We start from the raw sequence: 18,346 nt of genomic DNA, 5'->3' as shown, positions 1-18,346 counted from the left end.
CTCTCTTGAAAAAAGATCGAAAAATGTTCTACGTGTTCCGGCCCGGGCGGTTCCGGTGTGCGACGCCGGGCGCCCGCCCTCAGGGCGGGCGCCCGGCCCGGTGGATCAGCCGTGCAGCGGGGAGCCGGCCAGAGCCATGGCGGCCTCCCCGATGGCCTCGTTCTGGGTGGGGTGGGCGTGGACGAACGCGGCGACGTCCTCCGGGTAGGCCTCCCAGTTGACCATCAGCTGGCCCTCGCCGATCTGCTCGCTGATGCGGGTGCCGATCGCGTGGAAGCCCACGATGGGGCCGTCCTTCTCGCGGACCAGCTTGATCAGCCCGCCGGTGCCGAGGATCGAACTCTTTCCGTTGCCGGCCAGGTTGTACTCGAAGGTCTCCACGTTGTCCTTGCCGAACTTCTCCTCGGCCTTGGGCTGGGAGTAGCCCACGGAGGCGATCTCCGGCTCGGTGAAGGTGACCTTGGGGACGTTGATGTCGGGGACCACCACGGGGTTGAGCCCGGCGATCTCCTCCGCCACGAAACGGCCCTGCTGGTAGCCGCGGTGGGCCAGCTGCACGCCGGGGACGATGTCGCCGATCGCGTAGATGTTGCCCACGCCGGTGTGCAGGCGCTCGTTCGGGGTCACGAAGCCGCGGTCCATGGGGATGCCCTGGTCCTCGAAGCCCATGTCCGCGGTGTTCGGTCCGCGGCCTACGGCCACGAGCACGATGTCCGCCTCGAACTCCTTGCCGTCCGCGAGGGTGACCTTGGCGCCGTCGTCGTTCTGCTCGACCTTCTCGAAGAAGGTGCCCAGGTTGGACTTGATGCCGCGCTTCTTGAACTCCCGCTCGAGGGTCTTGATGATCGCGGGGTCCTCGTTGGCCACCAGGTGGGGCAGGCCCTCGATCACGGTGACGTCCACGCCGAAGGAACGCCACATGGAGGCGAACTCGCAGCCGATCACGCCGCCGCCCAGGACGATCGCGGACTTCGGGACGAAGTCGATCTCGAGCGCCTCGGTGGAGGTCATCACGCGGCCGCCGATCTCCAGGCCCATGGTCTTGGACACGGAGCCGGTGGCCAGGACGATGTGCTCACCGGTGTAGGTGGTGCCGTCCACGTCGATGGTGTTCTTGCCGGTGAGCTTGCCGTTGCCCTGGATGACGTCGACCTTGCGCATCTTCATGAGACCGGTGAGGCCCTTGTACTTGCCCTGCACGATCTTGTTCTTGTAGTCGCGCACCGCGCCCATGTCGATGGACTCGAGGGTGGCCTTGATGCCGTACTTCTCCGACTCCCGGGCGCCCTCCGCGAGCTCCGCGGAGTGCAGGTACGCCTTGGTGGGGATGCAGCCCCAGTGCAGGCACGTGCCGCCCAGCTTCTCCTTCTCGATCAGCGCCACGGAGTAGCCCAGCTGCACGGCGCGCAGAGCGGCGGAGTACCCGGCGGATCCTCCGCCCAGGACCAGGATGTCGTATTGGTTGTCGGCCACGTTGGCTCCCTCGGGGTTCGAGTTCTTGGTTTCGGACGTCCGCCCGGGTCCCGATCCGGGGAGTGAGGTGGACGGTCACGGTTGGGGTCAAGCCTAACGCCACCCGTGGGGCCCCACCAGGTATTACAACCCGGTGGGACCCCACAACGTGGCACACCTCACGCGGTGGGTGCCTACTCGGCGCAGGAGGCGGCGAGCTCGAGCATCGTGCGCACGCCGAAGCCCGTTCCTTCCTTGGGGGTGTAGCCCCACGGCTGCGACTCGTTGAAGGAGGGCCCGGCGATGTCGATGTGGGCCCACGGCACGCGGCGACCGTTGGTCTCGGGCACGAACTCGCGCAGGAACAGCCCCGCCACGAGCATCCCGCCGTGCTTGTCGCCCATGTTCTTCAGGTCCGCCACGAAGGAGTCCAGCGAGGGCCGCAGGTGCTCGGGCAGGGGCATGGGCCAGGCGGGTTCGCCCGCGCGGGCCGCGGCGTCCACCACGAGGCCGCGGGCGGCGTCGTCGCCCATGATGCCCGCGGTGCGCACGCCCAGCGCGGCCATCTGCGCGCCGGTGAGGGTGGCGATGTCCACGAGCAGGTCCGGGTTCTCCTGACCGGCGGCCCAGAGGCCGTCGGCGAGCACCAGGCGGCCCTCGGCGTCCGTGTTGAGCACCTCCACCGTGCGGCCGCTGTGCATGCGCAGCACGTCGCCGGGACGGGTCGCGGAGCCCGAGGGCAGGTTCTCGGCGAGGCACAGCCAGCCGGTCACGGCCACGGGCAGCTCGAGGGCGGCGGCGGCCAGCACCGTGCTCAGCACCGCGGCGGCGCCGGCCATGTCGGACTTCATGGTCATCATCGAGGCCGGGGGCTTGAGGGAGAGTCCGCCCGAGTCGAACGTGATGCCCTTGCCCACGAGTGCCACGTGCTTGGCGGCGCGCGCGGGGGACCACTGCAGCTTGACCAGGCGCGGGCCGTTCACGGAGCCGCGGCCCACACCGAGCAGGCCGCCGTACTGGCCGCGGGTGAGCTCCTTCTCGGCAAGCACCTCGACCTTCACCCTGGTGCCCTTGGCTGCGGTGGCGGCCACGTCCGCGACGAACTCGGGGGTCGCGGTGTCCGGGGAGAGGTCCACGAGGGTGCGGGTCAGGCGCACGGCGCGGGTCACGTGGGAGGCGCGGGTCAGCGCACCCTTGGCGGCCTTGGCCAGGTTCTTGGGCACGCTCACGAACGCCTCGCGCAGGGGCGCGTGCTCGTCCTCGGTGGTCTTCTGCACGGTGTACTCGAACGCGCCCAGGCCGACGCCCTCGGCGACCGCCTGGACCTCGTCCTCGGCGAGCACGGGCAGCGCGACCACGGCAGTGGCAGCGCGGCCCTGCAGCGCGCGGGTCGCGGAGCCCGCGGCCAGGCGCAGGTTCTCGAGCCGCTGCGGGCCCTCGCCACGGCCCAGACCGGTGAACACCACGAGATCGGCACGGACCTCGTCCGGTGCGGGGACCACGGTCACCTTCTCGACGGAGCCCGAGGCCTGCGCGCGCTGCGCGAGGGCATCGAGACGACGCCGCACGCTGGACTTGACCTCGCCGGTCACCGCGAGCGCGCCGTCGTGGTCGACGCCCACCACGAGGGCGTCGGCGGGGACGTCGCCGAGGGTCTTGGTGGTGCTGGAGAGCAGCACCTCGTGGGTCGTGATGATCTCTTGCGCTGTGGTCACTGTGATGTCCTTCCACGCCTGGCTGAGAACTGGCGGGCGCGCGGTGCAGGTGGCCGCGGGCCCGGGCGCGACGCGCCGGTGTGACACCGATCCTAGTCACGGCCCCCGGGGCGGCCGGGGGAATAGCGGGTGGCGTGCGGGGCGTTGCACTGACCAGGAACCGCGTGGGCCCCCGGTAAGGGGGCGCGGCGCGGCGTCGTCGTCCCCGAGGAGGAAAAGTGCTGGATCCCACGGCCCTGTACCTGGGCAACCCCGCCCTGCTGGGTGATCCGCGGCTGCGCGGGCTGCCACTGGTGGTCGCGCTGTCGGGGTACGTGGAGGCGGGGCACCTCGCGGCGCAGATCGAGGCCGTGGTGCTGGACTCCATGCCCAGCGAGACCGTGGCGCGCTTCGACATCGACCAGCTCTACGACTACCGCTCCCGGCGTCCGCGCGTGACGTTCGCCCAGGACCACTTCGAGGACTGGGAGGCTCCCGAGCTGAGCCTGCACGTGGTCACGGACGGGCTGGACCGCCACTTCCTGATGCTCACGGGTCCGGAGCCGGACACCCAGTGGGAGCGCTTCGCCTCGGCGGTGGTGGGCCTCGCCCAGCGCCTGCAGGTCAGTCTGGTGGCGGTGGTGGGCGGCATTCCCATGCCGGTGCCCCACACCCGGCCGGTGCTGGTCACCGCCCACGGGCCCCGCGCGGACCTGTTGCCGCGCATCAACGGCAACCGCCCCACGTTCGAGGTCAGCGCCTCGGTGTCCCACCTGCTGGAGCTGCGGCTGCAGGAGAACGGGATCGACCACGTGGGCCTGTCCGTGCACGTGCCGCAGTACCTCGCCGAGTCCTACCTGCCGCAGGCCGCGGTGGCCGCCCTGGAGTACCTCAGCGCGGTCACCGGCAGAACGCTGCCCACGGACGAGCTGCGCGAGGCCTCCCGGGACGTGATCCGTCAGATCGACGAGCAGGCCGGCTCCTCTCCCGAGGTGCAGGCCGTCATCGAGAACATGGAACGGCGATACGATGACGTGGTGGACGCGTCCGCCCGCCGTTCGATCCTCGCCGGGCCCGACGACGCCGATCTCCCCGACGCCGACGACCTCGGCGCTGCGGCTGAGGCGTTCCTCGCCGCCCAGAGCGACCCGGACGCCCACGAGGACTAGGACCCGCGGGCACCGTGCGCCCCGCGGGTCGATCATTTCCACCGCGGGAGGCCCCCAGCATGACCGGCACGTCGACACCCCCTCCGTCCAGGCACAAGGACTCACCCACCGCGTGGCTGATCCTGGCGGTGGGGGTGTTCGCGTACTTCTCCGCCGTGGCCCAGCGCACGAGCTTCGGGGTGGCCACCGTGGAGGCCGCCGACCGGTTCCAGACCGCCGCGTCCGGCCTGTCCCTGTTCTCGATGATGCAGGTGCTCGTCTACGCCGTGCTGCAGGTCCCGGTGGGGGTGCTCGTGGACCGCTTCGGACCGCGCGTGCTCATCACGGTGGGTGCAGTGGCCATGGCGGCGGGGCAGCTGCAGCTCGCCGCGGCGCAGTCGGTGGCCGGTGGTGTCGTGGGGCGCATCCTGGTGGGAGCGGGTGACGCGGCCACGTTCGTGTGCGTGATGCGCCTGCTGCCCGTGTGGTTCTCCGCCCTCAAGGTGCCCATGCTCACCCAGGTGGTCGGGATGACCGGCAACCTGGGGCAGCTGTTCTCCGTGATCCCGTTCGCGGCCCTGCTGCACGCCGCGGGCTGGGTCCCCTCGTTCGTGGCCATGGCCGCCATCGCGCTGCTCGCGGCAGTGCTCTCGGGTGTGCTGCTGCGCAACCACCCGCCGGGGGTCACGGCGCTGTCCGACAGCATCTCCCTGTCCTCCGTGCGGACCTCCATGGGGCGGGCCCTGAAGGAACCCGGCACCCAGCTGGGTTTCTGGATCCACTTCACGGTGCAGTTCGCGGGCAACACCTTCGCCCTGATGTGGGCCTACCCCTACCTCCAGAACGCACAGGGGCTGGACCCCGCCCAGGCCTCGCTCGTGATGACCGTCTACGTGGTCTTCAACGTGGCCGTCGCGCCTTTGGTGGGCAAGCTCAGCGCGCGGTTCGCGCGGCGGCGCTCGCGGCTCGTGCTCGCGTGCTGCGCGGTGGCCTGGTCCGGGTGGCTCGTCCTGCTCGTGTGGCCCGGCCACGCGCCCACCGCTGTGGTGTACGTGGCGGTCTGCATGATCGCGCTGTCCCTGCCCGCGTCCATGATCGCGTTCGACGTGGTGCGCGCGTTCAACCCGCCCCAGTGGGGTGGCACCGCCACCGGGCTCGCCAACGTGGGCGGTTTCGCGGCGTCCCTGCTCGCGATCTACGTGACGGGGCTGGTGCTCGACCTGCTCTACGGCGCGGGGCTGTCCAGCTCCCTGTACGACGGCGAGGCCTTCCGCCCCGCGATCGCCGCCCAGGGTCTCGTGGCCCTCGTGGGCACGGTGGCGATCCTGCGCTGCACCGTCAAGGTGCGCCGCGCCCACGGCGCCGACTCCGTCTGATTCCACGCCGTTGCCCGTGCCGCGTCCGGGCCCGGACGACGACGCCGCGTTCCGCGTGCGGCGCACAGGCGACCTTCCCTGCACCCTGCGGCGCTCACGTCGCACACCGTGGCGTTCGCGCGGCACCCCCGCTGCGTTCGGGCTGTTCCCGACAGCGCTCGCGCGGCTCCCCGCGGCGAGCGGCCTGCACCGCGGGTGCCGGACCGGGCACTACCGGCCCGTTCTCCCCGGACGACGACGCCGCTGCCGCACGCCCGCGTGCCCACGGCCACCGTGGTGCCATGACGCTGGCACCCGAACCCACCACGACCATCCGGCTGCGCGAGCCCGAGGACCTGCTCGCCCTGATCCCGCACCAGACGGGGCACCCGCCACGGGAGGCCTCCGTGGTCTTCCTCCCGGCAACGGGCGGCCATGCCGTGTGCCTGGGCCTGGACACCCCGGGCGAGGACCGGGACGTGGACGTCCTGGCTGATGAGCTGGGGGACGTCCTGCGGACGGTGCCGCACTGCGGCGAGGCGGTGGTGGTCGTGTACTCGGACCACGAGCACGGACCGCAGCTCACGGTCACCGTACCTGCCCTGGAGCGCTGGACGGCGGTGGCGCAGCGGCTGGGTCTGACCCTGCTCCGGACGCTCGTGGTGGGACCCGCCCACTGGTGGGATGCAGAGGCGCCGTACTTGCCCCGGCCCGTTCGTCTCGTCGCGGACAGCGCGGTGAACGCGCAGCTCGTGGCGATGGGCAGCGGTGCGGAACCCGGGTCCCTGTGCCGCGACTCCTTAGACCGCGACCGGTGGCGCGAGCGGGGAATCCGCGTATTCGGCGCCGACGAGGGGCCGCACACCGCCGGCAGTGCGGTGCCTGTCCGGGAGGCGTCCGGCCAGGGCACAGCTGACCGGGAGGCCCCGGACCGGAAGGAGCTCGGCGGGGGAGGAACGGGGCCCGCGGCACCGCCTCCGGGCGATCTGGACCGGGCCCGGTCCCGGCTGCGGCTCTGGGACCGGGCCGTGAGCCGGGTCGGGGCACAACGCGAGGACTGGGTGCACACCGTGCTGCGCCTGTCCGACCACGAGCTGCGCGAACTCGTGGCCGGGCTCGAGGACCACGCCACCCGGGACGCGCTGCTGTACCTCTGGCTCACGGGCAGCCTCGAACGGGCGCAGGCCGCGCTCGAGGGACTGCACGTCGCCCTCCGGCACCTGTCCGGGGAGGCGGGACGCGGCACGGAACCTGCGACGGACGTCGTCGACGAGGCCCTGCGCTGCGTCGTGACCGTCTCGGGTGAGTGGGACGGGCCGCCGCACTGGGACACGCTGGACGGCGCCCACCGGGTGCTGCAGGTGCTCGCGGCCGTGCTGCGGGGCGCCCTGCCCGCCGCCGAGCACCCGGTGCCGCCCGCCGGTCGCGGCAGCGAGGAGCCCGAGCCGGGGCCGGCGCAGCAGCCGCGTTCCGCGCAGGAGCGGCTGGTGACCGTCACGGCCGTGCTGGCCCAGATCGAGCAGTACCGGGGCCGTTCCCACACGGCGGCGCGCATGCTGCGGGACCTCGACCGCGAGCTGGCCGGCGCGGGGGACGGGCCTCGGCGGCGTCGTGCCCGCGGGCGCAGCGCCCTGGGCGACGTCCAGCGCAGGCTCAGCACCGTGGTGGCCCCGTGGTGGTGCGCGGACCGCCGGACCTCGTGGCCGGGGCGGCACACGTGGGCCCGGTCCTCGCCGGCGCCCGCGTGAGCTCCCTCCCGCTCACGACGGAGGCCGTGGGAGGGGCAGACCCGCGCGGACGCAAACTTTTCCCGGTCGCCGGGAACAAACCCGGCACCCGCGGTGTTGCGGCAGATAGGACCCTCAGAGTCTCGGCAGATGCCCACGCCAGGCGGCCGGACTTGACAGGGTCATAGGTGTGTTGGCCACTCGCGTGGCGACCCCTGAAGGTCTGTCCAACGAAAGGTTTTCCGTGTCACCAGCTGCCAGCAAGACCGCGTCCGCCTCCCAGGCCCCCGAGGCAGAGTCGGCCTCCGCCCAGGCCGCAGCCCAGACCGGTACGAGCGGAGCGGGCACGAGCGCCGCCGCGAAGAAGGCGCCAGCGAAGAAGACCACTGCCGCCAAGAAGACGGTGGCGCGCAAGTCCACGGCGGCCAAGAAGACCACGGCCGCCCGGAAGACCACTGCCGCGGGCACGGCCAAGACCGCCGGCACCAAGTCCACGAGAAGCAAGACGGCAACGGCCACCGCTGACGCGACCTCGGAGGCCACCACCGCCCCGGCCGCACCGTCGAAGGCCGCGTCGGACGCCCCGGCCGAGTCCGCCCCCAAGAAGACCGCGGCGCGCAAGACCGCGGCTCCCAAGAAGACCGCGACCCGCAAGACGGCCGCGTCGAAGACCGCCGCGTCCCGCACTGCGGGCACCAAGGCCACGAGCACCACGGCGTCCTCCACGTCCAAGACCGCCGAGGCGGAGAGCGCCGAGAAGCCTGCGGCGGGCACCGCCAAGCGAAAGCCCGCGGCGAAGGCTGCCCCCAAGACCACCGGGCGCGGCCGCAAGAAGGCGGACCCGGTGGACGAGGCGCTCGCCGAGGACGAGCTGGCGCCCGAGGACGTCCAGGAGGACACCGAGGACGAGGACGCCCAGGAGTCCGCGCAGGCCTCCGTCGAGGAGTCCGCGCAGCTCATGAAGGGCCGCCAGGACCGCAGCGCTCGCGGCTTCGTGCTCACCAACAACGACGACGACGACGCCCCCGCCCAGCAGGTGGTCGTCGCCGGTGCCACCGCGGACCCCGTCAAGGACTACCTCAAGCAGATCGGCAAGGTGGCGCTGCTCAACGCCGAGCAGGAGGTGGACCTCGCCCTGCGCATCGAGGCCGGGCTCTACGCCGAGCACAAGTTCGCGGATGAGGCCGACTCCATGGACGCGAACACCCGCCGGGCCTACCGCTGGGTGATCCACGACGGCCGCCGCGCCAAGAACCACCTGCTCGAGGCCAACCTGCGCCTCGTGGTGTCCCTGGCCAAGCGTTACACGGGCCGCGGCATGCTGTTCCTGGACCTGATCCAGGAGGGCAACCTGGGCCTGATCCGCGCGGTCGAGAAGTTCGACTACACCAAGGGCTTCAAGTTCTCCACGTACGCCACGTGGTGGATCCGCCAGGCCATCACCCGCGCCATGGCGGACCAGGCCCGCACCATCCGCATCCCGGTGCACATGGTGGAGGTCATCAACAAGCTGGCCCGCGTGCAGCGCCAGATGCTGCAGGACCTCGGCCGCGAGCCCACCCCGGAGGAGCTCGCCAACGAGCTCGACATGACCCCCGAGAAGGTGGTGGAGGTACAGAAGTACGGTCGCGAGCCCATCTCGCTGCACACCCCGCTGGGCGAGGACGGCGATTCCGAGTTCGGGGACCTGATCGAGGACTCCGAGGCCGTGGTCCCCGCGGACGCGGTGTCCTTCACCCTTCTGCAGGAGCAGCTGCACTCCGTGCTGGACACCCTGTCCGAACGGGAGGCCGGCGTGGTGGCCATGCGCTTCGGACTCACCGACGGCCAGCCCAAGACCCTGGACGAGATCGGCAAGGTCTACGGGGTGACCCGCGAGCGGATCCGCCAGATAGAGTCCAAGACCATGTCCAAGCTGCGCCACCCGTCCCGCTCGCAGGTGCTGCGGGACTACCTCGACTGATGACCGCGCAGGGGCCGGAGGGCCAACACGAGATGACCACGCGCGACTCCCAGGTGCAGAGCATGTTCAACCGGGTCAACGTGCAGTACGACCGCATCAACACCCTCATGACACTGGGCGGCCACGCCCGGTGGTGCCGTGAGGTGGCCCGCCGCGCGCAGGTCGCCCCGGGAGGGAAGGTGCTGGACATCGCCACCGGGACCGGTGAGATCGCCCTGGCCGTGCGGCGTCGTGAACCCCGCGCCGAGGTGGTGGGGGTGGACTTCTCCGAGAACATGCTCGCGGAGGCCCGGACCAAGCCCGGGGCGGAGACGGTCACGTGGGAGTTCGCGGACGCCCACCGGCTGCAGTACGAGGACGCCTCCTTCGACGCCGTGACCCACGGCTACCTGCTGCGCAACGTCAGCGACGTGCCCCGGGTGCTGGGCGAGCAGTTCCGCGTGCTCAGGCCGGGCGGCCGGGTGGTGGTGCTGGAGACGGCGCCGCCGCGCGGTCTGCTCAGGCTCGCGGTGTCCGCGGGCATGAGCGTGGTGCTGCCGCTGCTGGGGCAGCTGGTCGCGAAGGACCGCGACGCCTACAGCTACCTCAAGTCCTCCACGCTGGGATTCATCCCGCCCGCTGAGGTCGCACGGCTGCTGCGCGAGGCCGGGTTCGAGGACGTGGGGTACGAGAGCAGGTACCTGGGCACCAACGTGATCTTCTGGGGTCGCAAGCCCGCTGCCGCCTGAGCCCACCGGGTGCATGGCAGGGCTGCACGATCCTGACGATCAGACGAGACGAGGCGCGCACCGCACGGTGCGCGCCTCGTCTCGTGCCACCCCGACGGTTTGGGACTCAGGCCCCGATGCGCTCGGTCTCGTCCTGCCACGAGGCGGCCAGCGGGCGCAGCTTGTCCTCGTTGACCCGGGCGTGGTGGGCGCAGAACAGCAGCTCGCCGCCGGTGGATTCGAGGACCACGCGCACGTAGGCCTGCGCGCCGCAGGCGTCGCAGCGGTGGGTCGCGTTGAGTTCACGCGCTTCGAGAGTCGCGTTCATGGGATCCTCCTCACAGGTGTGGAATGCGGTGTGCACGCGTGTGCCCACCGCAGCGCGATGCCGGCTCGACGGGCCGGATCGCACGTTCCAGTACAACCCACGGGCGCGGTCATTGCTTCCCGCACGGGCGGTGTTTCGCCCACCGCGCACAAATCCCCGGGGGCTCCGTCTAGAGTGATGTGGTCCCCAGCCGCCCTCGCGGCCCCCCGACCCCCGGAAGAAGCCCGTGACACCGTCTCGCTCCGAATACAACGCCCGCCACCTCTCCGTGCTGGAGGGACTGGAGGCGGTGCGCAAGCGCCCGGGCATGTACATCGGCTCCACGGATTCGCGCGGCCTGATGCACTGTCTGTGGGAGATCATCGACAACTCCGTGGACGAGGCGCTGGCCGGCTACGGGCAGGACATCGCCGTGATCCTGCACCGGGACGGCTCCGTGGAGGTCCACGACGACGGCCGGGGCATCCCCATCGACACCGAGCCCCGCACCGGGCTGACCGGTGTGGAGGTCGTGTTCACCAAGCTGCACGCGGGCGGGAAGTTCGGCGGGGGCTCGTACTCCGCTTCGGGCGGCCTGCACGGCGTGGGGGCGTCGGTGGTCAATGCACTGTCCGCGCGCCTGGACGTGCAGGTGGACCGCGGTGGGAAGACCTACCAGATGTCCTTCAAGCGCGGCGAGCCGGGGACGTTCGCGGACAAGGGGGCGCCGTCCCCGAGCGCCCCGTTCGAGGCCTTCACCACGGACTCGCACCTGCAGGTGGTGGGCCGGGCCAAGCGCGGCGTCACCGGCACCCGGATCCGCTACTGGGCCGACGACCAGATCTTCACGCCGGACGCGAAGTTCTCCACGGAGGAGCTCGTGCGGCGCGCGCGCCAGACCGCGTTCCTGATCCCCGGGCTGCGCATCACCGTCACGGACGAGCGCCGCCTGCCGGGCACCGCCGGTGCCGACGGCCCCGTGGAGGAGGTCTTCCAGTACGACGGCGGGATCTCCGAGTTCGCGGAGTTCCTGGCCCCGGACGCCCCCGTCACCGACGTGTGGCGGCTGCAGGGCCAGGGATCCTTCACGGAGCGCGTGCCCGTGCTGGACGGCTCCGGCCACGCGCAGCTGCAGGACGTGGAGCGCACGTGCGAGGTGGACGTGGCCCTGCGCTGGGGCGTGGGCTACGACACCGCGGTGCGCTCGTTCGTGAACATCATCGCCACGCCCAAGGGCGGCACGCACCTGAGCGGTTTCGAGAACGCCCTGCTCAAGACGCTGCGCAAGCAGGTGGACGCGAACACCCGCAAGCTCAAGGCCGGCAACGACAAGCTCGAGAAGGACGACGTCCTCGCGGGTCTCACGGCCGTGCTGACCGTGCGCCTGGCCGAGCCCCAGTTCGAGGGCCAGACCAAGGAGGTGCTCGGCACCCCCGCCGTGCGCCAGATCGTGGCCAAGGTCGTGGAGACGGAGCTCACGAAGCAGCTGACATCGAAGAAGCGCGACGACAAGGCCCAGGCCGGGCAGCTGCTCGAGAAGGTCGTGGCGGAGATGAAGTCCCGCATCTCCGCGCGCGTGCACAAGGAGACCCAGCGGCGCAAGAACGCACTTGAGACCTCGTCCATGCCCACCAAGCTCGTGGAGTGCCGCTCCGCGGATGTGGCCCGCTCCGAGCTGTTCATCGTCGAGGGGGACTCCGCCCTGGGCACGGCCCGGCTGGCGCGCAACTCCAACCACCAGGCGCTGCTGCCCATCCGCGGCAAGATCCTCAACGTGCAGAAGGCCTCCATCACGGACATGCTGGCCAACGCCGAGTGCGCCGCGCTGATCCAGGTGATCGGTGCGGGCTCTGGCCGCAGCTTCGACCTGGACGCCGCGCGCTACGGCAAGGTGATCATGATGACGGACGCGGACGTGGACGGCGCCCACATCCGCACGCTGCTGCTCACCCTCTTCTACCGCTACATGCGCCCCCTCGTGGAGGCCGGTCGTGTGTACGCCGCGGTGCCGCCGCTGCATCGCGTGCAGATCGTGAACCCCGGCTCCAAGGCCAACGAGATGGTCTACACGTACTCCGAGCGTGAGCTGGACACCCTGCTGGGCAGCCTGGAGGAGCAGGGGCGCCGCTACAAGGAGCCCATCCAGCGCTACAAGGGTCTGGGCGAGATGGACGCCGACCAGCTCGCGGAGACCACCATGGACATCCGCCACCGTGTGCTGCGCCGGGTGCGCGTGGCGGACGCGGAGGCCGCCGAGCGCGCGTTCTCCCTGCTCATGGGTTCGCAGGTGGCCCCGCGCAAGGACTTCATCGTCGCGGGCGCCTCGCACCTGAACCAGGAGCAGATCGACGCCTGATCCGGGCCGCGCACGGTGGCGTGCCACGGGCTGCGGCACCGTGCCTGCGGGGCACGAGCACCACGACGCCGCCCGGCTGCGCCAGCTCGGCCCGGCGTGAGAATGGTGCCCGGTCGCCTTGCGGGAGCAGGCGGCGGGGGCTGCATCAGCGCAGTGGGGGTAGGACGCCGGTCGGTCGCGTTTGCGCGCGGCGCGGGCGCAGGCGTCGTCGTCCGGGCCGAGGCCGAACCGGTCCGCGTGTCACGCGGCTCGATCCGCCCCGGGACGAGGCACGTCGTCCGTGTCCCGAGGGCACCGGCCCCCGGGCAGCCAGCGGCTCAGCCGTCTGCCGGGGCGGTGCCCGCGTCCTCCCCGGAACCGCTTGCGGCGGCGGGGACCTCCACGGGCAGGCCCGTGAGAGCCGGTCCCACGGCGGCCACGGCGCGGTCGATGCCCACCCCGGAGCCGTCCCGGCGGCCGTACTCGGTGGGCAGAGTGCGTGCGACCCCGGCGGCGGACACGGCCTTGCCCGGTCCGTGGCCCACCCACGCGAGGTTCAGGGCGTCCTCACCGGCGAGCAGCCGCTGCGCGCGCACGCCCGCGGTGGCACGGCCCTTGGCGGGGAACTCGCTCAGCGGGGTGACCTTGACGGAGGCCTCTCCCATCTCCGGCAGCTGACCGTCCCCGCGGGCCTGGGTGACCACCACGGTGGAGTCCTGCGGCACCACTGCGGCGCAGAAGATCACGTGCTCACCGGCGGCGAGCTTCATCCCGGCCACGCCACCGGCGGTACGGCCCTGCGGACGCACAGCGGAGGCGGGGAAGTGCAGCAGCTTGGCGTCCGAGGACACCATCACGAGCTCCGTGCCGTCCGGGGCGGCCGAGACACCGACCACGCGGTCCCCGTCCTTGAGCTTGATCGCGGGCCACTGGTCCAGGTTCAGCGGGTAGTCCGGGTTCACGCGCTTGACCACGCCGGCCGCGGTACCGATGGCCACGACCTCGCTGAGGGGCGCCAGGCCCACGAGCGCCTCGTTCTTCTCGAGACCCAGGAAGTCCGCGGCGGGTACACCGTCCGCGAGGCGGGGCACGCCGTCGAAGTCCTGCAGCACGGGGATGTCCACGCACGAGACGCGCAGCATCCGCCCCGTGGAGGTCACCGCAGCGATCTCCCCGCGCGCGGTGGCGGGGACCACGCTCGTCAGGGCGTCGTGCTTGAACCGTCGGGAGCCGTCCGCCAGCGGTCGGCGCGTGGCGCTGCGGGCGATCCGCCCGGTGGTGGAGAGGAACACCCAGCAGGGGTCGTCGCTGATCTCCAGCGCCACGGACGTGGCCGCCTTCTTCCCACCGGTCTGCGCGGCGGTCACCGCGGGCAGGTCCTCGGCCTCGAGCAGCACGGTGCGGCGCTCGTCCCCGAACTTCTGGGCGGTCTCGGACAGCTCGTCGGCGACGACGCCGCGCAGCGTGGTCTCCGAGCCCAGGATCGCCTCGAGCTCGGCGATCTCCTTCTGCAGCTGGTCGCGCTCGGCCTCGAGCTCGATCCGCGAGAACTTGGTGAGCTGGCGCAGCCGCAGCTCCAGGATGTGCTCGGCCTGGGCCCGGGAGAGGTCGAAGACCGCGATCAGCCGGTCCCGGGCCTCGGCGGTCTCCTCGGAGCCGCGGATGATCTGGATGACCTCGTCGATGTCGAGGATCGCGATCAGCAGGCCCTCCACGAGGTGCAGCCGGTCCTGCCGCTTGGCCAGGCGGAACGCGGTGCGCCGGCGCACCACGGCGATCCGGTGGTCCGTGTAGACCCGCAGCAGCTCCAGCAGACCCATGGTGCGCGGCTGGCCGTCCACGAGCGCCACGTTGTTGATCCCGAAGGACTCCTCCAGGGGCGTGTGCCTGTAGAGCTGCGCGAGCACGGCCTGCGGGTTGAAGCCGTTCTTGACCTCGATCACCAGCCGCAGCCCGTTGGTGCGGTCGGTGAGGTCCACGACGTCCGAGATGCCCGTGAGCTTCTTGGCCTGGACGGCGTCCTTGATCTTCTCGGTGATCTTCTCCGGGCCCACCATGTACGGCAGCTCGGTGACCACGATGCCCTGCTTGCGCGGGGACACCTGCTCCACGGACACCGTGGCGCGGGTGCGGAACGAGCCGCGGCCGGTGCGGTAGGCGTCCCGGATGCCCTCCAGGCCCACGATCCGCCCGCCCGAGGGCAGGTCCGGGCCGGGGATGAGCTTCATGAGCTCCTCCAGCGTGGCCTCGGGGTTCAGCACCAGGTGCCGGGCGCCGGCGGCGACCTCCCGCATGTTGTGCGGGGCCATGTTCGTGGCCATGCCCACCGCGATGCCGGTGGCGCCGTTGACCAGCAGGTTGGGGTAGGCGGCGGGGAGCACCGCGGGCTGCTGGAACTGGTTGTCGTAGTTGGGCACGAAGTCCACGACGTCCTCGTCGAGGTCCCCGGTGAGGGTGCGCGCGGCCGGGGCCATGCGGGCCTCCGTGTAGCGCGGGGCGGCGGGACCGTCGTCCAGCGAGCCGAAGTTGCCGTGCCCGTCCACCAGGGGCACGCGCATCGCGAAGGACTGCGCCATGCGCACCATGGCGTCGTAGATCGCGGCGTCCCCGTGGGGGTGCAGCTTGCCCATGACCTCGCCCACCACGCGGGCGCTCTTGACGTGGCCGCGGTCCGGGCGCAGACCCATCTGATCCATCATGAACAGGATCCGCCGCTGCACAGGCTTGAGACCGTCCCGGGCGTCCGGCAGGGCACGTGAGTAGATCACGGAGTAGGAGTACTCCAGGAAGCTCGTCTCCATCTCCTGGGTGACGTCCACGTCCACGATGTGCTCGACGAAGTCTTCGGGGAGGTCGTCCTGGGGGGAACGTGTGGCTGAGCGGCGACGAGCCATCGAGCGGCAACTCCTTGGAATCGATGCGTGCTCCTGTGTGAGGGGCAGGCGGTTGGCTAGTCTGAAGTCTATGGGTTCCCACGACGAGACTCCGCAGCAGCAGTCCTACCCCGAGTACTGGGAGGCGGACGTGATCCTGCGCGACGGAGCCACCGCGCACCTGCGGCCCATCAGCCCGCAGGACCAGGAGCTGCTGCAGCAGTTCCACTCCTCGCAGTCCCAGGACAGCATCTACCTGCGCTTCTTCTCCTACAAGCCCCGGCTGTCCCAGCGGGAGCTGGAGCGCTTCACCACGGTGGACCACGTGGACCGCGTGTGCTTCGTGCTGATGCTGGGGGAGCGGCTCATCGGCGTGGGACGCTACGACCGCACCACGCCGCGGGCCGCCGAGGTGGCATTCATGATCTCGGACCACCACCAGGGCCGGGGCATCGGTTCCATCCTCCTGGAGCACCTGGCCGCGGCCGCACGGGAGAACGGCATCGACCGCTTCACGGCGGAAGTGCTGCCCGAGAACCGCAAGATGCTCCACGTGTTCGTGGAGGCCGGCTACGACGTCTCCCGCCAGTTCGAGGACGGCGTGGTGGTGGTGGACTTCGACATCGACCCCACCGAGAAGTCCCTGGCCGTGATGGCCGCGCGCGAGCACCGCGCGGAGGCGCGCTCGGTCAAGGACCTGCTCACGCCCTCCACCATCGCCGTGGTCGGGGCCTCCGCCCACGAGGACCACGCCGGGCATCACGCGGTGGAGGGCATCCTGGCCGGCGGCTTCACCGGAACCCTCTACGGTGTGGGGCACACCCCCTACGAGCGGGAGGGCCTCACCTTCGTCCCGTCCCTGTCCGAGATCGAGGGCCCCGTGGACCTCGCCCTGATCGCCGTGCCCCGGGAGGCCGTGGAGGACGCGGTGACGGACTGCGGCAGGGCCGGCGTGCGCGCCGTCGTCGTGATGACCGGCGGCTACGCCGAGGACGGCCTGGAGGGGGCCACGGCCCAGCGCCGGCTCGTGCGGATCGCGCGGGCCGCGGGGATGCGCGTGGTGGGCCCGGCCAGCCTGGGGCTGATCAACACGGACCCCGAGGTCTCCCTCAACGCGTCCGTGCTGCCCGAGCTGCCGCGGCGCGGCGGGCTGGGCCTGTTCTCCCAGTCCGGCGCGGTGGGCACCATGCTCTACGGCGCGGCGCTGCGCCACGGGGTGGGGGTGTCCAGCTACCTCTCGGCGGGCAACCGCGCGGACGTCTCCGGCAACGACCTCATGCAGCACTGGGAGGACGACCCCGGGACCACCGTGTGCGGGCTGTACCTGCAGTCCGTCGGTAACCCCCGCAAGTTCTCGCGCATCGCCCGCAGGCTGTCCCTGACCAAGCCCGTGATCGTCGCCAAGTCCGAGGTCACCGGCCTGCGCCTGCCGCCCGGGCACACGGGACGCGTCACCCAGGCCCCCGCCGGCGCCCTGGACGCCATGTTCCGTCAGGCTGGGGTGATCCGCGCGGCCACCACGGAGCAGCTCATGGACATCGCCGCCGTGGCCGAGTGCCAGCCGCTGCCGCGCTCGCGGCGCGTCGCGGTGCTCTCCAACGCGCTCGCGCTGGCCCAGCTCACCGAGGACACCGCCCTGCGCCTGGACCTCGAACCCGGCACGGTGGACGGTTCCGTGGACACCACCCACGGCGCCGCGGCCGCCCGCGAGGCCGTCCTCGCCGCGGTGCGCGCCGAGTTCGCGCGGGACACCGAGGACAGCCTCGTGGTCGTGCTGATGCCCGTCCCCGGCCTGGACCGTGACGCGGTGCTCCGCGACGTCGCCCACGCCGCGAGCGAGGCGGGGCGCACCACCCTGCTGGTGTTCACGGGCGAGTTCGGCCCGCACGCCGTCACCACCGCGGTGCGCACGGACGGCGACGCCGCCCTGCCGTGCTTCGACTCGCCCGGCGCCGCGATGACGGCGCTCGCCCGCGTGATCGACTACACGTCCTGGCGCTCGCAAGACCATGGCGTGGTGGTGGACCCGGAGGGCTTCGACTTCGACGGCGTGGAGAAGTTCCTGGAGCGGCAGTGGGAGAAGGTCAGCGGGGACACGCTGTACGAGCTGACGATCGCCGAGCGCAACGAGCTGCTGAGCTGCGCGGGCATCGCGGTGCTCGAGTCGGCGCGCTTCACGGATCCCGACGAGGCGTGTGCTGCCGCCGAGCGGCTGGGCTACCCGGTGGCGCTGAAGACCACGGACCCGTTCCTGCGCCACCGCCTGGACCTCGGCGGCGTGGTGCTGAACCTGGAGGATGCGGAGCAGCTGCGGGCGGCGATCGAGACCATGCGCCGGACCCTGGCGGGGTGGAACGCCACGGACTTCGAGGTGCAGTCCATGGCCCCCACTGGTCAGACCGTGGTGCTGCGCGCCGCCGAGGACCCGCTGATTGGGCCCGTGCTCTCCTTCGGGATGGCCGGGGACGCCGTGAACCTGCTGGACGACTGGGCCCACCGGGTGCCCCCGCTCACTGACCGGGACATCACGCGCATGGTGCGGGCGCCCAAGGCCGCGCGCAAGCTCTTCGGCTACCAGGGGGTTCCGCCCGTGGACACCACGGGCCTGGAACGGCTGGTCAACCGCGTGGCGTACCTCAAGGACCGCTTCCCGCAGGTCGCGTTCCTGGAGCTGAACCCCGTGGTGCTCTCCGGCTCCGTGCTGACCGTGCTCTCGGCGAGCGTCAAGATCGGCGATCCCGGCCAGCGCACCGACAGCGCGCGCCGCGCGATGCTGGGCTAGGCG

General features: G+C 71.6%; 11 protein-coding genes. 7 read left to right on the top strand and 4 right to left on the bottom strand.

All coding sequences use genetic code 11. The features are described 5' to 3' along the window. Positions 1-105: 105 nt before the first annotated feature. Together lpdA and KRH_RS07055 are read right to left on the bottom strand one after the other, a co-directional pair. On the bottom strand, positions 106-1,473 hold the full coding sequence (gene lpdA / locus KRH_RS07060; RefSeq protein WP_012398509.1) for a dihydrolipoyl dehydrogenase: 1,368 nt from the start codon (positions 1,471-1,473) through the stop codon (positions 106-108). Between the two features lie 173 nt (positions 1,474-1,646). Next, complete coding sequence (locus KRH_RS07055; RefSeq protein ID WP_012398508.1) at positions 1,647-3,167, bottom strand: leucyl aminopeptidase; 1,521 nt, start codon at positions 3,165-3,167, stop codon at positions 1,647-1,649. A gap of 218 nt (positions 3,168-3,385) precedes the next feature. On the opposite strand from KRH_RS07055, the gene KRH_RS07050 reads away from it, so the two are divergent. The 5 genes from KRH_RS07050 to KRH_RS07030 all read left to right on the top strand — a co-directional run bounded on the left by KRH_RS07050 (position 3,386) and on the right by KRH_RS07030 (position 10,067). Beyond that, on the top strand, positions 3,386-4,315 hold the full coding sequence (locus KRH_RS07050) for a proteasome assembly chaperone family protein (RefSeq protein WP_012398507.1): 930 nt from the start codon (positions 3,386-3,388) through the stop codon (positions 4,313-4,315). A 59-nt stretch (positions 4,316-4,374) separates the two neighbouring features. Then, a complete protein-coding gene (locus tag KRH_RS07045) occupies positions 4,375-5,670 on the top strand; it encodes an MFS transporter (protein WP_012398506.1) in 1,296 nt (431 codons plus the stop codon). Between the two features lie 281 nt (positions 5,671-5,951). After that, a complete protein-coding gene (locus KRH_RS07040; RefSeq protein ID WP_012398505.1) occupies positions 5,952-7,397 on the top strand; it encodes a hypothetical protein in 1,446 nt (481 codons plus the stop codon). A gap of 223 nt (positions 7,398-7,620) precedes the next feature. Further along, the gene (locus KRH_RS07035) at positions 7,621-9,339 is read left to right on the top strand and encodes an RNA polymerase sigma factor (RefSeq protein ID WP_012398504.1); all 1,719 of its coding nucleotides are present in this window, start codon (positions 7,621-7,623) and stop codon (positions 9,337-9,339) included. Positions 9,340-9,371: 32 nt separating this feature from the next. Then, on the top strand, positions 9,372-10,067 hold the full coding sequence (locus KRH_RS07030) for a ubiquinone/menaquinone biosynthesis methyltransferase (protein ID WP_012398503.1): 696 nt from the start codon (positions 9,372-9,374) through the stop codon (positions 10,065-10,067). A 106-nt stretch (positions 10,068-10,173) separates the two neighbouring features. On the opposite strand, the gene KRH_RS07025 is transcribed toward KRH_RS07030, so the two are convergent. Continuing rightward, positions 10,174-10,374, bottom strand: a complete 201-nt coding sequence (locus KRH_RS07025) for a DUF7455 domain-containing protein (RefSeq protein WP_050738048.1) — start codon at positions 10,372-10,374, stop codon at positions 10,174-10,176. A gap of 226 nt (positions 10,375-10,600) precedes the next feature. Between KRH_RS07025 and KRH_RS07020 the strand changes: the two genes are divergently transcribed. Further along, positions 10,601-12,709 carry a DNA gyrase/topoisomerase IV subunit B gene (locus KRH_RS07020; protein ID WP_012398501.1) on the top strand — a complete coding sequence of 703 codons (2,109 nt, stop codon included), beginning with the start codon at positions 10,601-10,603 and terminating at the stop codon, positions 12,707-12,709. 317 nt (positions 12,710-13,026) lie between these two features. Here KRH_RS07020 and KRH_RS07015 read toward each other — a convergent pair whose 3' ends face one another. Further along, a complete protein-coding gene (locus KRH_RS07015; protein ID WP_012398500.1) occupies positions 13,027-15,582 on the bottom strand; it encodes a DNA gyrase/topoisomerase IV subunit A in 2,556 nt (851 codons plus the stop codon). 70 nt (positions 15,583-15,652) lie between these two features. On the opposite strand from KRH_RS07015, the gene KRH_RS07010 reads away from it, so the two are divergent. Further along, on the top strand, positions 15,653-18,343 hold the full coding sequence (locus tag KRH_RS07010; protein WP_012398499.1) for a GNAT family N-acetyltransferase: 2,691 nt from the start codon (positions 15,653-15,655) through the stop codon (positions 18,341-18,343). The last annotated feature ends 3 nt before the right edge of the window (positions 18,344-18,346 follow it).

It is taken from the genome of Kocuria rhizophila DC2201, from assembly GCF_000010285.1.
GTDB lineage: Bacteria > Actinomycetota > Actinomycetes > Actinomycetales > Micrococcaceae > Kocuria > Kocuria rhizophila_A.
The sequence above is the reverse complement of the archived record's forward strand: the minus strand, read 5'-3'. Positions and strand labels throughout refer to the sequence as shown.